This window comes from Coriobacteriaceae bacterium (assembly GCA_025757745.1).
Lineage (GTDB): Bacteria > Actinomycetota > Coriobacteriia > Coriobacteriales > Coriobacteriaceae > Collinsella.
Map to the genome: position 1 here is coordinate 1,859,288 of CP107217.1, position 15,889 is coordinate 1,875,176.

Consider the following 15,889-nt stretch of genomic DNA (forward strand, 5'->3'; position numbering starts at 1 on the left):
GCGCGTCCTCCGTCACGCCAGGTAAGAGCGAAGGATGGTGAGCCAGCGTGGGGGTTCGAGGTGGATGATATCGTCGGGAACTCCGGCGGGCGCATAGCCGCCAAAGAGCAGACCGGCATCTGCCGGATTGATGAGGCGCACGATCCATACGACGACGACCAGCACGCACAACACGGTGACCGCAATGTCGATACCACGCTTTAGCTTGCTCGATGCCACCTCCTCGCGCACGAACGCGAGCACAAACGCAATCGGCACCACCCAAAACAGCGGATGGTAGGCAAAGGCAGCCGCATAATCGAGGCGCAGCGCCGCCAGCCACGCCCTCGTCATGCCGCATCCCGGACAAGGAATGCCCGTCATCAATCGAAAAATGCAGCCAATGTCGAGCAGGTAGAGCGCGAGCCAGGCGACAAAGAGCGCGCCGGTGCAAAAAAGGGCGCGGCGAAGGAGCTCTGCCGTGCCCCTATGTCCCTGGGAGCTGTTCACGCCGCCCTTATTGTTAGGCACGAGCGCCAAGGCGAGTGTTGTAAGCCGTTGCCATGGCATTGGTATTATTGATGACGATGTTCATAGCGAAGATGGGACCAAGGCCGCACAGGAGCGCGCCGAAGATCTGCCACAGAAGAACGGTGGTGCCGTTTTCCTGGAACACCAGGCCGTAGCGAGGAGCGTTGGCCTGCAGGCGGTTGCCAATCTTGTAATACCAGTAGTACGCGTAGAAGCCGCAGGTCACAAACGATAGAAGGATGAATTCCGCCAGACCCGGCGTGTAATCGCCGTCATCCTGACACAACGTGTTGACGTCGCGTGCCAAGCAATACAGGAAGTAGAACGAATAGATACCGCAGGTCACAAGAGAGAGCAGCAGCCAGCCGATCAGGCTGCGGTCAGCCTTAATGGGGCCATAGCCCATCGGAGCGGATGCGGACTGTTGGGCGTATTGACCGGTGTACTGCTGCTGAGGCTGGGGCGCGGGCTGAATAGCCTGGGCCGGAGCGGGCTGGGGCTGCGGGGCCGCAGCGGCAGAAGCGGCACCAACGGCGGATCCGCAAACAGGGCAGAATTTGGCATCATCCGAAATGGGAGAACCACAAGTGGGACAGAACATGAGCCTCTCCTTTTCCTAAGGCGTCGCACGCCTTCAAACCTTACACGTCTACGTTCTCAACAATAGCCGCGACGTTGTTGCGCAACATTGACCAATTTCCGAGAAATTTTGCTGCAACCGTTTTCCCAGGCATTTTCTTGCTTTCGCAGTAGAAAAAGGCACCCCGGGCTCAGTTGCCCAGGGCGCCTCGACCGGCTATTCGGTTTGATTGTTTTCGGCAGCAGGATTATCGCCCGGCTCATCCGCCGGCGTGGCAACGGCATCCCAATCGGGCTCCGCAGGCGTCGCCTCGGACGCCGGTGCGGGGACAGGAGCAGGTGCCGGGGCAGGGGCAGGCGCGGGTGCCGGGGCAGGTGCAGGCGCGGGTACCGGGGCAGGCGCAGCACCAGTGGCTGCCGTGGGATTGAATCCCGCAGGAGCAGGCTTCTTCTCACCCGGGAGCACAAAAGTCAAAACGTCGTCCTTGTCCTCATCGGCCCATTCGCTTGCATAACGTGCAGCCCAATAGCCAACGGCACGGTGCTTGAGCATCTTGCCAAAGACCGTAAGGAACACCGTGACGAATGCAATCAGCACCAGGAACAATACGAGCGTGACACCACCGGCGGTAACAATCGCCTCGATACCCGTGGGGCGATAGTAATAGCCGTACGCGCCAATTCCGGCGATGGCACCAAAGACAGCTGTCAAGATCCACGTAATGGCGTTGGAAACCAGGCCCGTCAAAAACTCGGGAAGGAACGAAGCACAGAACAGCTTGGTCTTGTTGTGCTTAAAGGCCGCCCAAACCTTATCGAGCGAAAACGCGCTCTCGACGCGACCGGTCACCGCAAAGTGCATCACGGCGATGTCGGCGAACATCTTAAAGAAGACACCCAGAATCGCCGAGGCAATCAGAGCCAGGACAAGCAGGCCGAGCGAACCGAACAGCGCTGCCTCGAGTGCATAGGAGCCGTAATAAGAATACGAGCCCGCGGCGCCAATTACCACGCCCTCCACCAGCGAAAGCACTACACCGATAACGGGAATGGCAGCGATAACCTCGAGCACCACCGAGATGACGCTCGAAAAGACTCCGAGACCAAACGACGTGGAGCGCATGAGTGGACGGTCCATGCCGTCATCGACCTTGAGCGAAAGATCACGTCCCCACTCAATACCAAAGCCGGAACCGCACACGCTCGCAATGCAAGCTGCCAAAAAGCCGATGGCAGCCGCAATGCCGCCAATAACGGGAATAAACAACACGAGCACCGACACAACGCAAATCAGCGCCGGCAAAAACGCGATTTGGCATACACGCTGAAGCACGCCCGGAGTCTTTGTCATATCTTGGAACGCCTGAGCCGTGCAGCCCTTTGGCGCATTCGCCACGGGCGGTTGCGGAACAAACTGCTGAGGCTGAGGCTGACCCTGAGGGGCGGAGGCTGCAGCGCCGGCATTGGGGGCACCGCACACGCCGCAGAACTTGTCGTTATCGCCCATGGGGGCGCCACACTGCGAGCAGAACATCGAAATCATCCCTTCGTATCTTGAGCGAGTCACCTGGATCGCAAACGATGTCTTTGGCATCATTATCACCCAATGTGAGTTCAAATACTCAAAGATGACCGATTTGCAAGGTACACGGCGCCAGCAGGCGGTTCGTTGAATGCGTTCGCGCTAGTTCGTACCGCGGAAACCCTTGCCGACGATCTCGGAACTGTCGACAATCGTGATAAAGGCACCCGGATCGACTTCGCGCGCATAGCGGCGCAGCTGCACGGCCTCGCGACGGCTCAGCACGCTCATGATCACCGTCACGCACTTGCCCGAGAAGGCACCGTAGCCGCGACTGATGGTCGCCGTACGGTTGAGATGCTTGACGATAAACTCCTCGACCTTAAGGGGCTCGGAACAAATGACCGTGCAGACCTTACGAAGGTGAATGCTCTCGATGGCCTTGTCGACCACGAGCGTCTTGGCAAACAGGCCGAGCACGCAATACAGGCCGACACGCGGACCATACAAAAAGGCCGCGATGGCCACGATGCCGATATCAACCAACAGCAGCGCGCGGCCAATCTCGAGCGTGGTGCGGCGCTTGAGGATCATGGCGAGGATGTCTGTGCCGCCCGTCGAGGCGCCAATATCAAAGACGATGGCGCTGCCGAGCGCCGGCAGTATCACGGCAAAGCACAGGTCGAGCCACATATCGCCCGTCATCGAAACATCAGTCGGAATAAAGAGCTCAAAAAACGAAACATAGGCGGACAGCGCAAACGAGGCGAAGACGCTCCACAGGATTGCCTTGCGCTCCAAAAAGATAAAGCCCAAAACGACGAGAACCGCGTTGATAATCCACATAAAGACGCCGACGGGCAGGGTCGGGAACAGCGTGGACAGAATGACCGACACGCCCGAGGTGCCGCCAAAAGCAAAGTGATTAGGGGTTTTAAACGCAACGATGGCAAAGGCCGTAAGAATCAGGCCCAGATTGAGCTCGGCGAAAAAGCGCGGGAAGCCCGGCTCCTGGCTGCGCTTTTGGCCGGCACGCTCGCCGCGCTCAATATCGGTGCGATCAACCACGCGCTCCATCGGCACCACGGGAGGACGATGCACCTCCTCGGCAGCTCGCGATGCCGCCTCTGCCGCGGCAGCCTCAATTGCCCATGCCTGGCTTTCTGTTTCGTGCTCGTCAGCCATTACGGCAACCCCTCGTTAACAATTTGGAAACAATGCGCCCATTAGGGTAACGCGGAACGCGACGATTGCAACCCCTAGTTAGACGAGCGGTATGCCTACATCGGGGGCATACAAATAACGGCCGGCCGCACATACATCCGTGCGACCGGCCGTTTGACGTTTTCGCAGATAAAACCTGCCAAAATAAACCTGTCCCTTTTTGGCAGGTTACCTTTTTGGTAGGCTACTCGTGCTGGTTGGTGCGGTGCTCGTACTCCTCGGGGGTGATGACATCCTCGATGCGCAGGTTGACGCCCGCCACCTCAAGGCCGGTCATCGCAGCCAGACGCTCGGTCACGCGTGCCTTAACGTCGTCGAAAATCGCGGGCGCGTAGGCGCCGTACTCGATAATGACGGAAATGTTGACGACCACGCGGTTGTCATCGGTGACCTCGACCGTCACGCCCTTGGTCAGATTCTCGGCACCAAACTGCTCCTGCACAAAGTGCATGAGGTTGCCCTTCATGCCCAAGACGTGCGGCACCTCGCGGGTGGCCATAGCGACGATCTTCTCAATCACACCGTTGGAATAGGTCAGCGAGTCCTCGGACTCGTCTGTTTCCTCATCGTCCTCGTCCGCATCGTCGGCGGGTTCGGCCTCGACGAGCGCCTCGTCCTCGAGCGTTACGTCCTCGGCCTCGGCGGTGACGGTCTCGTCTGCCTCGAGCTCGGTATCGGCCACATCGACCTTCGTGTTAAAAGCCATGGTTCCTCCTTATGCCCACCGCACACGCGGCGGTCGAATACATACTAGCGGCCGCTAAACAGACGACCGAAGAAGTTGACGATCCCGTTCTCGCCGTCACGGATCTGGCCAATCACGGCGCCGATCAGTACAAAGAAAGCGATGACGAGCGTATCCCACAGGCCGAGCGTGAGCACCAGCACGGCGAGCACAAAACCAGCGACGGCTCCAAGCGTGGTGTTGGGATGACGGACGGCATAGCTCCAGATGGCTGCCCCCGTACCCTTGATGAGACCCATGGCCTCATCAAAATCATTGGCGACCGCGTCATGCGACTCGGTACCCTCCACCTTGGGATCGACGACCTCGCTAGCCGGCGCGGCGCTCTGATCGATAGTCAGGCGCGGAGTGCGGACGGTCTTGTCTTGATTGGTATCACTCACCGGAAACCTCCACGGTCTGGACGGTAGTCTTGGACGGCAAAAAACGAACGCGTGCGGTCGTGCCCGGCGTGCCGAGCATGGTGTCGCAGGCCTCCTCGATACGTTGCTGCATCGCGGCTGCAAGGGAGGCCACATCCCGGTCGTCGAGCGCGATGGCGTCGACCTTAAAACGGACGCGCGATTCGTCGGAGCCCTGCACGCGCGCCTCGACATGCTCGACCATCACGCGGTCGTCGCGCTCTGCCGCGGTGCGAGCACACGAGGAGAGGGCGGCGAGCGTGACCTCGATATTACGCTCCCCCGCCGGATGCACGCAGGACGGCTCGCGACGAGCAAACATCAGGCGAAAGAAACACACGAGCACGCCGAGCGCCACGACACCGCCGCACGCCGTAACAACGATGCGAGGCAGCGAATCGCGCATCAGCAGCATAAAGCGATAGGTATATGGCCCCCAAAACTGGCAGACCAACGTACCCAGCGCCACAACGGCGGCGACAAGATACACGATCGCCAGGGCTCGTTTGAGCACGCGCATGCGGCGCTCCCTTCAAATCTCGATCCAAGGAATGCAAAACGATTCGCATCATTATAAAAGAGCCGGGTCCGGTGCCTCATTGCACGCGGATCCGGCTCATCTATTCCACGAGGCTTGCATGCTCGCTTCATTATGCCCAGATATGCACGGCTCAATCCGTGCGGGCGCTACTCCTCCTCGAGGGCAGCGATGACCTCGTCGGTCATGTCCATGGTGCTGTAGACGTCCTGGACGTCGTCGAGCTCCTCAAGACGGTCGATGAGGCGCTGAACCTTCTTGGCGTCGGCACCGGAGACCTCGGTCGGGGTGGTCGGGACCATGGTGGTCTCGGAGCCCTTGACCTGGACGCCCTGCTCCTCGAGCGCCTTGGAGACAGCCATGACCTCGTTGGCAGTAGTCCAGACGATCCACTCCTCGCCGGCGTCCTCGTAGTCCTCGCCACCGGCCTCGGCGATGGCCATCATGAACTCATCCTCGTCACCGGCAGCACCGTTGGCGATCATGGTCTCCTTCTTGGCGTTCTCGTCCAGGATCTCCTTGGCGACGACGATCTGGCCCTTGCGCTCAAACTGGAAGGCGACGGAGCCGGAGGTGCCCAGGTTGCCACCAGCGTGGGAAAAGGCGGAACGGACATCAGCGGCGGTGCGGTTGCGGTTGTCGGTCAGGCAGTCGACGTAGACGGCGACACCGGCGGGACCGTAGCCCTCGTACACGATGTTCTCGTAGACGGCGGCGTCGGCACCCGAACCAAAGGCCTTATCGATAGCGGACTTGATCTTGTCCTTAGGCATGGACTGAGCCTTGGCCTTGGCAACGGCAGCGGCGAGGCTGGCGTTGTTCTCGGGCAGCGGGTCACCGCCGAGACGGGCAGCAACGGTGATGTTGCGGCTGAGCTTGGAGAAGAGGGCGGAACGCTTGGCGTCCTGCGCGCCCTTACGATGCTTGGTTGTGGCCCACTTAGAGTGTCCGGACATACGTGTCTCCTATCGGTTTCGACCTAAAGCCCAGCGTGAATGCTCGGGCAATATAAACAAACGTCGTTATGATATACCTACCGGCCTGCAAGATAAACCCCAAAATGAAGGCGTCGTGATGATACAAGCCGTTGGGGCAAAGCAACCTGTCCCCGATATACCAATCTTGGGCTAGGCCCAGAGGAGGTCGCTGCGGGTGATCGTGGCACCGATGGCAAAAGGCATGCAGGCGATGACCGGGTACAGGTAGCGCATGTAGGTCGAGCCGTTGCAGGGACCGATCAGGCACACGGCGAGCACGCCCAAAAGCGGCACCCAAATGGCCAGCGCGCGCCACGAATGGCGGCGCAACAGGTAGACCACCACGACGATCATGATCCACACGTAGGTGGCCGAGCTCATGGCGAGCGAGATAAACGGGATGCGCTGCACCGCCACGCGGTACAGGTTAATCAGGTGGTCGCACCAGCGCACGACCTTGCTATCGACCGGATGGAAGTCAAAGTACTTGAGGTTATCGGGCTTCGCCATGATCTCGGCACTGCGCGCCGTGCTGTAGACCCACGCATCGCGAGCGCTTGGATAGAAGTACCCGTAGTAGTTATTGACGAGCGCCGAGATATAGCACTCGGGGTCCTTTTTGAACATCTGGGCCCACACCTCAAAATAGGCCTTGATGTCCTCCTGCGAGGCGTACTCATTAAAGCAGTTTTTGACGGCATCCGATTTGTCGGGGTTATAGCGACGGCCCAGGTTCTCGTACTTAAGCACGCGATCGATCGCAGCGCGCTCCTCATCGGTCACCAAGCCGTCGCAGGGAGCTTCCTCAATCGTGCCATCGTCTTTGACCTTGGGGTTAACGCCCGAATTAAGGCCGTCGTGCTTTTGGACGAAGCGTGCCGTCTGTTGAAACGGAATCGAGAGGATCTCGCGCTTGGAGCCCGGCGTGATATCGTGCGCCGGCATAAATACCTTGGTGAAATACATGTTGGAGACAAGGCAGAGCGCAAGCACTGCGAGCACGCCGACCCAACGGAAGCGCGGCGTGGCGTACGAGGGCGTGACGCCAGACTGTTTGGCCACGCGACGGGCCACATGCGCGTCCCAGGCGCAAAACGCCGCCGCAATCACGCAGGCCGCTAACGGAAAGACCAGGCCGCCATTGCGCAAAAACGTGGAACCCATGGCACCCAGCACGAGCAACAGCCAGTCGTGGCGCGCAAAGAGCACAGGCGCCTGTTCACCCGCGCGCTCGGCATTGGCATCGCGACGGGGTAGGCCACATGCCACGAGCTTGACGGTCGGAACGAGCAGTACCAAAAACGCATCGGCGAAAAGTACGTCTTTGGTCAGCAGCGCCGCGTAGTTGGAGAACATCGGCATAAACGCAAAGAACAGCAAGATGACGCCGCGGACCGGCAGGCTCACGCCCAGCTTGCGCAGCGACGATATGGAATAGGCCATGCAGGCGGCCGTGATGACAAATTGGGCACAGGTGTAGATGGCAAGGCCCGCATTGGCGCTGTTGAATAGCGAAAGCCCCAGTTGCACACACGAGCCGATGATGGCCGTGTGCACCACCGGATGATGGCCGTTGAGCAGCACGTTGGGGTTAAGCAGGCGTAGGTAATCGCTCGTGCCGTTGGGGTAGTTGAACCATTGGCGGATCTGCGCGCCCGTATCTCCCATAAAGAGGCCGGGCAGCGAGGCGATAAGCGTGGGCGCCCAGACAATCATGAGCACAAGAAACGGCCCGACAAAAGGATGGACCGAGAGCACGGCGTGGGCAACACGCCACACGCGGCCAAAATGCGCCTCCGAAAACGGAATGCGGCGAGAGCTCAACCAATCCAAAAACTCAAAAGCCAGATAGAAGGCCACAATCGCCAAGAGCATCCAACCCGCGCCGCCAATCCAGGCGCAGATAACGCGTGCCTTGTCGCCCAGCACAATCTCGGCCGAATCGGTAAGGTCGTAGCTACGGCCGAACACCATGCAGACGGCAAAGAACAGCGATGGCAGCACGACCGACGGACGCCAAGCGTCACCGCGACCAAAGAACACATAGCGAAACGGCAGCGTGAGCAAACAGGCAAGTGCGAGCAGCATCACTGCGTCGGTATGGCCGGCAAACGAGAGAAGTACCTCGTAGCACACATAGAGCGTACCCGTCGCCTTGGGATCGATCGCCAGGACCGCGTTACTCGACACCGGGGCGGGATCGATGGAAAACGCCGTGGTCGCCAACAGGGCGAGCACAAATGCGACGAGCGTCTGCTTGGCGGGATAGCGTTTAAACCAGACGATGCGAGCGGCATCGCGCGCAGCCGTTGTGGAGAGGTCGGAATCCTTCACAGTCCGAATAGCCTTTCTAGAAACCTGCCAAAAAAGAACAGGTTTATTTTGACAGGTTTTATCTGGGGAAACGTTACGGTTCTGTCATCGTTGCCCGGCAAAACCACCCCCAAGGTGCCTACCCCTTTGTGGTGGTATGTGGCGGCTAGGCATCGAGGTAGACGCGCTGGGGACGGTTGCGGCGGAGGGCAAAGATGACGAGCGCCAGGCCCACAATCACGAGCGGCAGGCTCAGCAGTTGACCCATGGTGATGACGCCGCCCAGCAGATAGCCCAGCTGGGCATCGGGCACGCGCACAAACTCAATGAGGAAGCGGACGATGCCGTAGCCCATCACAAACACGCCCATAAACGTTCCCTGAGGCAGCAGCGGTTTTTTGCGGCTGAGCACCTGCAAGATGCAAAAGAGCACAATGCCCTCGAGAAACGCCTCGTAGAGCTGGGAGGGATGGCGCGGCATATCGCCCGCGGTACCGCCAAAGATCACGCCCCAGGGCAAATCGGTCGGCTTGCCCCACAGCTCTCCGTTGACAAAGTTGGCACAGCGCCCCAGGCACAGGGCCAGCGGAGCACCGATAACGGCAAGGTCGGCGATGGTCCAGGCATCGAGCTTGTACACGCGGCACACGAGCACGCCGCCGATGATGCCGCCCACGAGGCCGCCGTGGAAACTCATGCCGCCTTCGTTGGTGGCAAAGATCTCGAGCGGATGTGCCCAGTAGTAGCCGTCGCCGTAAAAGATGACGTAGAACAGGCGGGCGCCGATGATAAGGCCAAAGACCACACCGACCACGACGCTCGTCAGGTCGTCGACCGTAATGTCGAAACCCCAGCGACGCTGCGTGCGATACATGACGACCGCCGTGAGCAGAGCTCCGACCACATAGGCCAAGCCGTACCAGTAGATGGTGATGGGCCCCGCCGAAATGGCGACGGGATCAAGCATATGGTAGAGGTCGTTGAGCATATCGGTCCCCCTGCTCCCTACATACAAATGCGGCCGCGGGCCTTTCGCTCGCAGCCGCATATTTGGGCGTGACGTCTATGCGGAGCACATCGCCCGCAGCTTTCGCATCTTAGAACGGCGCGTACTCGTCGTACAGGTCCTCGGCCTCGCCGGAAGCATTGACCTGCTCAACGCGGGTAACGCCAGGCACGTGCTCCTTCAGGATGCGCTCGATGCCCATAGACAGGGTCAGCGAGCTCATGGGGCAGCCGGCGCAGGCGCCCTGCAGTTCCAGCTTGACAACACCCTCGTCGTCGACACCCACAAACTCCATATCGCCGCCGTCGGCCTGCAGGTTGGGGCGGATCTCCTCAAGAACCTTCTTAAGCAGCTCTTCGTTAACAGCCACAGGGGCTCCTTTCTCACAATAACGCGGGCGCGCCCGCAGACAGAGCTATGTTACTACAGCCGTGTACCCGCTCACGAGCCGTCCATGCGCGCGGACACGACTTTCACGAGCAGTCAATTTGGGACGGGTCTCTTTTGGCTGTTTTGCCGCCAGCTGGCGTTGGCACGCGCTACTGCCGAGTCTGCTCCCCGGTACCAATCTGGACATCGACGATAACCTGGCGGTAGCTGATGCCGCAGGAGTCGAGAATGCGGCGGCTGATACGGCCGTCGTCGGTATCGGCATACTTGTTGTCCAGGTAGACGACCTCGCCCACGCCCACCTGCGCCAGGATCTTGGCGCAGTCGTGGCACGGGAACAGCGTGACGTAGACTGTGGAACCCTCAAGGTCTTTGAGCGAGCCGCGGTAGTTGAGCACGGCGTTGGCCTCGGCATGCACCACGTAGTTGTGCTTATCCTGCAACGGGTCGTCGCTCGTGCCCCACGGGAAAAAGTCGTCGTTGAGCGCCGAGGGCGTACCGTTGTAGCCCACCGAAAGGATGCGGTGGTTGGTGTTGGCGATGCACGCGCCCACCTGCGTGTTGGGGTCCTTACTGCGGCGCTGCGCGGCGATGGCCACGCTCATAAAGAACTCATCCCAGCTAATAACGTCGCGGCGCTTGCCCGACGCGGTTTGATGAAGATCGTCCGACATGGCAGACACCTCCGAAATCGCAATAGTTTGACCCATTGTAGCAGGTGAAAGGTAGGGGAGCTTATCCCACCAGCCCCTCGCCCTACGCGCGACGAGGCTTTTGGTTGATGCGGTACAGCTCGGCGAGACCCCGTAGCGTCAGTGCATCGTCTACCGTCAGGCTGTGGCCGACCAACGCCGCGAGCGCCTCGGCATCGTCGCCGGTGATGACAATGGGCACGCTGCCCTCCCCCGCCGCCTTGGTCGCGCGCATCTCGGCAAGCACCATGTCGAGCATGCCGTCGATGCGGGCAACCTCGCCCAAGACCACGCCCGAGCGCATGGCCTCACGCGTGTTGCGACCGATGACGTGTGTCGGCGCCGAGGGCTCAACCTGGGGTAGGCGCGCTGCTGCCGCCGAAAGCGAGCGGGCGCCGAGGGCCAGGCCTGGCGCGATAACGCCGCCGACAAAGGTGCCGTGTGCGTCGATGACCTCGATATTGGTCGTCGTGCCCAGGTCGATCACAATGCACGGCGAGCCGTAGACGGCGCGGGCAGCCACGGCGTCGGCGATGCGGTCGGGACCGATCTCGGCCGGGTCATCGTAGTGCACGGGTATGCCGGTCTTGAGGCCCGGCCCCACGGTGAGCACGCGCCCCGTGCAGGTACGGGAAAGCGCTGCCTTCCACGGGCGCTCGAGCGCCGGGACCACACAGCTCAGCACAGCAGCCGCGGGCACAAGCGCACCCGGCATGCCCGCATCGGCCGCCAGTGCGGCCATGACCTGCACGAGGCGCATGCGCGCCTCGTCTGCTGTGATGCTCGACGGCGTCGTGATCTCGCATGTCGCAAGCGGACATTCCTGCGCCGCGGCCGAATCCTCTGCAAACAGGCCAAAGCGAATGAACGTGTTGCCCACGTCGACCGTCAATATATATGCGCACCCATTAAGCATCGTCGGCGCTCCTTTCGTCTGCCCAGCAGTATATCCCGATGATTATTCTGGGACGGGGATTTAAAAATCATCAGGTACGCAATGATTTTTAAATCCCCGTCCCAGAATAATCATCCTTCGGCTTCGTTTGGGATAGCTAAAAAAGCCCAGTCCCAAATTAACTGCCGTGCCGCTATACTGGTGCGCGGTCGTTTGCGAGCTCACGCGGCGGCCCTTGGTAACCCGACTTCCCGCGCCGTATCCGTAACGGCGCTCCCGGGGGAAGCGGATATACGCAAAGGAGTTTTATATGAGCAATCCCTCGAACCGCGCTTCGATGCGCGGGCAACTCACGCTGCGCGGCGTCGTCATCGGCGTCCTTGGCTGCGTGATCATCACGGCAAGCTCGGCCTACACCGCCCTCAAGATGGGCGCCCTCCCCTGGCCGATCATTTTCGCTGCCGTCATTTCGCTGTTCTTCCTGAAACTCATGGGCAACGCCAGCCTCAACGAGGCCAACGTCACCCACACCATCATGTCCGCAGGCGCCATGGTCGCTGGCGGTCTGGCGTTTACCATCCCGGGCGCCTGGATGCTGGGCTATGCCGACCAGATCAGTTGGCTCGACATGTTTATCGTGGCACTCGCCGGCACTATCCTAGGCCTGCTGGCCACGGCACTCATCCACCGTCACTTTATCGTGGACGCCGCGCTTGAGTTCCCCACCGGCAACGCCGCAGCTCAGACCCTGCGCGCGACCGAGGCCGGCGGCAAGACCGGCAAGCAGCTCTTTGGCTCCATGGCCATCGCCGGCATCTACAGCGTGCTGCGCGACGCTCTGGGCATTGTGCCCAGCATGCTGTGTACGCTCAATATCCCCGGCGTGACCTTTGCCATCTATAACTCGCCCATGTTGCTGTCCATCGGCTTTTTGGTGGGCTTCGCCCCGGTCGCCTTCTGGTTTGCCGGCGCGCTGCTGGGCAACTTTGGCATCATTGTCGGCGGCACCGCTGCCGGTCTGTTTGACGTTATGACCGCACAGGGCATTGTTAAGTCCCTGGGTATGGGCCTCATGATGGGCTTTGGCGTCGCCGTCGTCCTCAAGGACATCCTGCCGCAGGTCGCCGGTATCGTCCGCGGCCTCGCCGCCGACAGCTCCACCGACACCGATGAGCAGTCGCTCATCTCGGGCTCCCTTAAACTCGACGCCGGTATCATCGGCCTGGGCGCCGCCGCCATCGCCGTGATCGTCGCCATCGCGCTCGACCTTGGTCCCGTTCCAGCCGTCATCGTCACGCTGTTCACCTTTGTCACCACCATCATGAGTGCGCAGAGCTGCGGGCAGACGGGTATCGACCCCATGGAGATCTTCGGCCTCATCGTCATGCTCATCGTGGCAGCCTTCGCGCAGCTCGCTCAGGTCAAGCTGTTCTTTATCGCCGGCATCGTGGCTGTGGCGTGCGGCCTTGCGGGCGACGTCATGAACGACTTTAAGGCCGGCGCCGCGCTGGGCACCAACCCGCGCGCACAGTGGGTCGGCCAGGCCATCGGCGGCATCGTGGGCGCCCTGGTCGCCGCCGCTGTCATGGTCGCGCTCGTCACCGCCTATGGTCCGGACGCCTTTGGCCCCGACAAGAGCTTTGTGGCCGCACAGGCAAGCGTGGTCGCCACCATGGTCTCGGGCATCCCGAGCGTACCGTGGTTCGCAGGCGGCTTTATCGCCGGCATCGTCATGTACTGGTTCGGCATTCCGGCCATGATGATCGGTCTAGGCGTGTACCTGCCGTTCTACATGTCGCTTACGGCCTTCCTGGGCTCCTGCGTTAAACTCGCCTACGACAAGTGGGCCGCTCACCGCGACGCCGCCGCCGGTCTTTCGGACGAGGAGAAGGCCGCCAAGGACGCCGCCTTCCAGGAGCAGGGCCTGGTTGTTGCCAGCGGCCTGCTGGGCGGCGAGTCCATCGTCGGCGTTATCCTGGCGTTTGTCTCCGTCGGTCTGAGCCTGCTGGGATAAACCCAACAACAACGTACCCGTACAGAGCGCGGGGTCGGAGACCATCCGGCCCCGCACTTTTTGTCTATTTGACTCTTATGATCCTCACGGCGTTTTTAGTCATGCCGATTGGCCTGACTTCCAGGTCAACAAACCCTGTCTGACACCTCGCTCAACGCGGTGTAGAGTAAAGACGACGGGCGGGATACGCGGCACGTGCCAGAACGAGGTGGACATGGAACTCGATAAACAACAGATCAAGCGACTGCGCGAACGCCATCATCGGCGCCATGGCATCCGCCCCGCCCACAGCGAGGCCATGGAGAACGCAAGCCGCTTTCTAAAGCAGGCATTCAACATTCGCGAGGGACGCGCGCCCTATCACGTGATTCGCAAGCGCTTTGTAAACGGGGCGCGCCTGACTGGCTCTCACCTGTGCATCCTGATCATTGCCATGTTGATTGCGAGCATCGGCCTCGATATCGACTCGGATATCGCCATTGTAGGCGCCATGCTCATCTGCCCGCTCATGGGCTCGGTCCTTGCCATGGCATACGGCATCGCCACGCTCGACCGCGAGATTACCGTCGAGGCCATCGCGAGCTTGGCTCTACAGATGGCCTTTTGCCTGGTCACGTCCACGTTGTATTTTAAGCTCTCGCCCCTTGGCACCACCACGGCCGCCATCATCGACAATTCGACACCGACTGTGTGGGACCTTGCCGTCGCACTCGCAGGCGGCTTTGCGGGTGGCCTGGGCAACTCGCGCGACCAGGAACCCGCCACGCTCATCGCCGGCGTGGCTGTGGCGACCGCGCTCATGCCGCCCCTGTGCGCGGCCGGCTATGGCATCGCCATCGCAAGCGGGTCGCTGTTTCTCTCGGCGCTTTACGAGTTTGGCATCAACGTGGTCTTTATCGCACTGGCCGCCGAGGCCGTGCTGCTTCTTTTGCGCGTGCCGCTCAAGCGCGACCTGAACGGCGACGGCATTGTAACTGCTGAGGAAAATGCCGAGGTCGACGAGCTATCGCGCAAGGTGCGCCGCCGCATCATCGTGGGCACGGTGATCTTTGCCATCCCCTGCATCGTTATGACCGCGGGTTCCATTGGCTCGGCGCAGGCCGGCGTGCAGGACGGCTACGGCGTCACCGAGACCACGCGCGAGCTTGCGGCGGTGCTGCCAGGCTTTAAGGACTACACCGTCGCCGTCGAGACCTCGGCTACCGAAGGCGAGGAGGAGGGCATCGTCGAGCGCGAGATTGTCGCCCATGTGACGACAAGCGAGGCGCTCGGGGCACACGACCGCCACGTCGCTCGCAAGCTCATCGACCTCAACGTGCCCGAGCTCGATCGCGTGGAGTTTGACGTGTAGTAATGCCGGCGCGGGATAAGCGCTCGCACGGACGCAAGTTATGACGAGGCGCAGACGCGATACGGACACGAGCAAATAGCGGGGTTCAGTTCACACCCGCGCCCCGCTCGCCGTTTTATTGCCGTGAATCAACTGGCCGGATCGACATCGCCCAACTCCACCGTAAACGCAGGTTTGGTGCTCACCAGATAAAATCGGGTCACTTTGCTATGGGTCACTTTGCTATTTCTAAATAGATAGAGCTGGCCCCGCTCGCGTCGGCGCGACATATACGCCACGTGGACCGTACCGAATTCTTCGCCGTTTTCCCTCTTTAACACCAGGATATTGGGGTCGTCCATACGCTTAAACTGCCCGTCTGCGCAGATTCCGTCTTGGTCGACCAGCTGCCATCGACAGTTGTCCTCCTCAAGAAAAGCCAGGGTTTCCCGACTCGTTTTGTCATCCCGATAGTAACCATCAATGGCAAACCCTTCGGAAGCGCATTCCTGCATATAGGACGTTTCTCGGCTCATAGCAAACAGCCCTGTAGCACCCAGGAGCACAGCCAGACAGACCACTGCAAGGGTTATCGAAATAGCACTGCGACCCATAGTTAGTCCAACCGATAGTTGTTTAACGGAGCGCGAAACATACCCGGAACCTCCGATATCAGGGAGGACGTCGCCAGCAGGCTGGCGACAACTATATGTTTCTAACATCAAACCATATGGCCGCCACTCGCGGAGGGGG

16 protein-coding genes are annotated in these 15,889 nt (G+C 60.6%); 2 read left to right on the forward strand and 14 right to left on the reverse strand.

The features are described from left to right. Window positions 1-12 precede the first annotated feature (12 nt). From OGM60_08150 to OGM60_08210, 13 genes are all read right to left on the reverse strand, one after another. Entirely contained in the window at window positions 13-510 is a 498-nt protein-coding gene (locus OGM60_08150; GenBank protein UYI98851.1) for a DUF2752 domain-containing protein, read from the reverse strand. After that, complete coding sequence (locus tag OGM60_08155) at window positions 503-1,111, reverse strand: DUF4234 domain-containing protein (protein UYI98852.1); 609 nt, start codon at window positions 1,109-1,111, stop codon at window positions 503-505. The genes OGM60_08150 and OGM60_08155 overlap by 8 nt, the downstream gene beginning before the upstream one ends. A gap of 195 nt (window positions 1,112-1,306) precedes the next feature. Continuing rightward, window positions 1,307-2,623 (reverse strand): zinc-ribbon domain-containing protein, encoded by a 1,317-nt coding sequence (locus OGM60_08160; GenBank protein UYI98853.1) that lies wholly within the window; start codon window positions 2,621-2,623, stop codon window positions 1,307-1,309. Window positions 2,624-2,773: 150 nt separating this feature from the next. Then, complete coding sequence (locus tag OGM60_08165; GenBank protein UYI98854.1) at window positions 2,774-3,796, reverse strand: YitT family protein; 1,023 nt, start codon at window positions 3,794-3,796, stop codon at window positions 2,774-2,776. 223 nt (window positions 3,797-4,019) lie between these two features. Then, on the reverse strand, window positions 4,020-4,541 hold the full coding sequence (locus OGM60_08170) for an Asp23/Gls24 family envelope stress response protein (GenBank protein ID UYI98855.1): 522 nt from the start codon (window positions 4,539-4,541) through the stop codon (window positions 4,020-4,022). Between the two features lie 44 nt (window positions 4,542-4,585). Continuing rightward, window positions 4,586-4,963: a DUF2273 domain-containing protein gene (locus tag OGM60_08175; protein ID UYI98856.1), complete on the reverse strand. Its 378-nt coding sequence runs from the start codon at window positions 4,961-4,963 to the stop codon at window positions 4,586-4,588. Next, on the reverse strand, window positions 4,956-5,501 hold the full coding sequence (locus OGM60_08180; protein ID UYI98857.1) for an alkaline shock response membrane anchor protein AmaP: 546 nt from the start codon (window positions 5,499-5,501) through the stop codon (window positions 4,956-4,958). Before OGM60_08180 ends, OGM60_08175 begins: the two co-directional genes overlap by 8 nt. Window positions 5,502-5,668: 167 nt before the next feature. Continuing rightward, a complete protein-coding gene (locus tag OGM60_08185) occupies window positions 5,669-6,475 on the reverse strand; it encodes a YebC/PmpR family DNA-binding transcriptional regulator (protein UYI98858.1) in 807 nt (268 codons plus the stop codon). 171 nt (window positions 6,476-6,646) lie between these two features. Beyond that, the gene (locus tag OGM60_08190) at window positions 6,647-8,830 is read right to left on the reverse strand and encodes a DUF6020 family protein (protein UYI98859.1); all 2,184 of its coding nucleotides are present in this window, start codon (window positions 8,828-8,830) and stop codon (window positions 6,647-6,649) included. A 145-nt stretch (window positions 8,831-8,975) separates the two neighbouring features. Further along, entirely contained in the window at window positions 8,976-9,797 is an 822-nt protein-coding gene (gene lgt, locus OGM60_08195; protein ID UYI98860.1) for a prolipoprotein diacylglyceryl transferase, read from the reverse strand. Window positions 9,798-9,906: 109 nt separating this feature from the next. Beyond that, window positions 9,907-10,185, reverse strand: coding sequence for a NifU family protein (locus OGM60_08200; protein ID UYI98861.1), 279 nt, complete (start codon window positions 10,183-10,185; stop codon window positions 9,907-9,909). A gap of 169 nt (window positions 10,186-10,354) precedes the next feature. Beyond that, window positions 10,355-10,879 (reverse strand): dCMP deaminase family protein, encoded by a 525-nt coding sequence (locus OGM60_08205; GenBank protein UYI98862.1) that lies wholly within the window; start codon window positions 10,877-10,879, stop codon window positions 10,355-10,357. Window positions 10,880-10,961: 82 nt separating this feature from the next. Further along, window positions 10,962-11,813 carry a type III pantothenate kinase gene (locus OGM60_08210; protein UYI98863.1) on the reverse strand — a complete coding sequence of 284 codons (852 nt, stop codon included), beginning with the start codon at window positions 11,811-11,813 and terminating at the stop codon, window positions 10,962-10,964. A gap of 289 nt (window positions 11,814-12,102) precedes the next feature. Between OGM60_08210 and OGM60_08215 the strand changes: the two genes are divergently transcribed. Both OGM60_08215 and OGM60_08220 read left to right on the forward strand, forming a co-directional pair. Further along, entirely contained in the window at window positions 12,103-13,806 is a 1,704-nt protein-coding gene (locus OGM60_08215; GenBank protein UYI98864.1) for an OPT/YSL family transporter, read from the forward strand. A 214-nt stretch (window positions 13,807-14,020) separates the two neighbouring features. Further along, a complete protein-coding gene (locus tag OGM60_08220; protein UYI98865.1) occupies window positions 14,021-15,157 on the forward strand; it encodes a DUF389 domain-containing protein in 1,137 nt (378 codons plus the stop codon). A 128-nt stretch (window positions 15,158-15,285) separates the two neighbouring features. On the opposite strand, the gene OGM60_08225 is transcribed toward OGM60_08220, so the two are convergent. Next, window positions 15,286-15,750, reverse strand: coding sequence for a hypothetical protein (locus tag OGM60_08225; GenBank protein ID UYI98866.1), 465 nt, complete (start codon window positions 15,748-15,750; stop codon window positions 15,286-15,288). Window positions 15,751-15,889 lie beyond the last annotated feature (139 nt).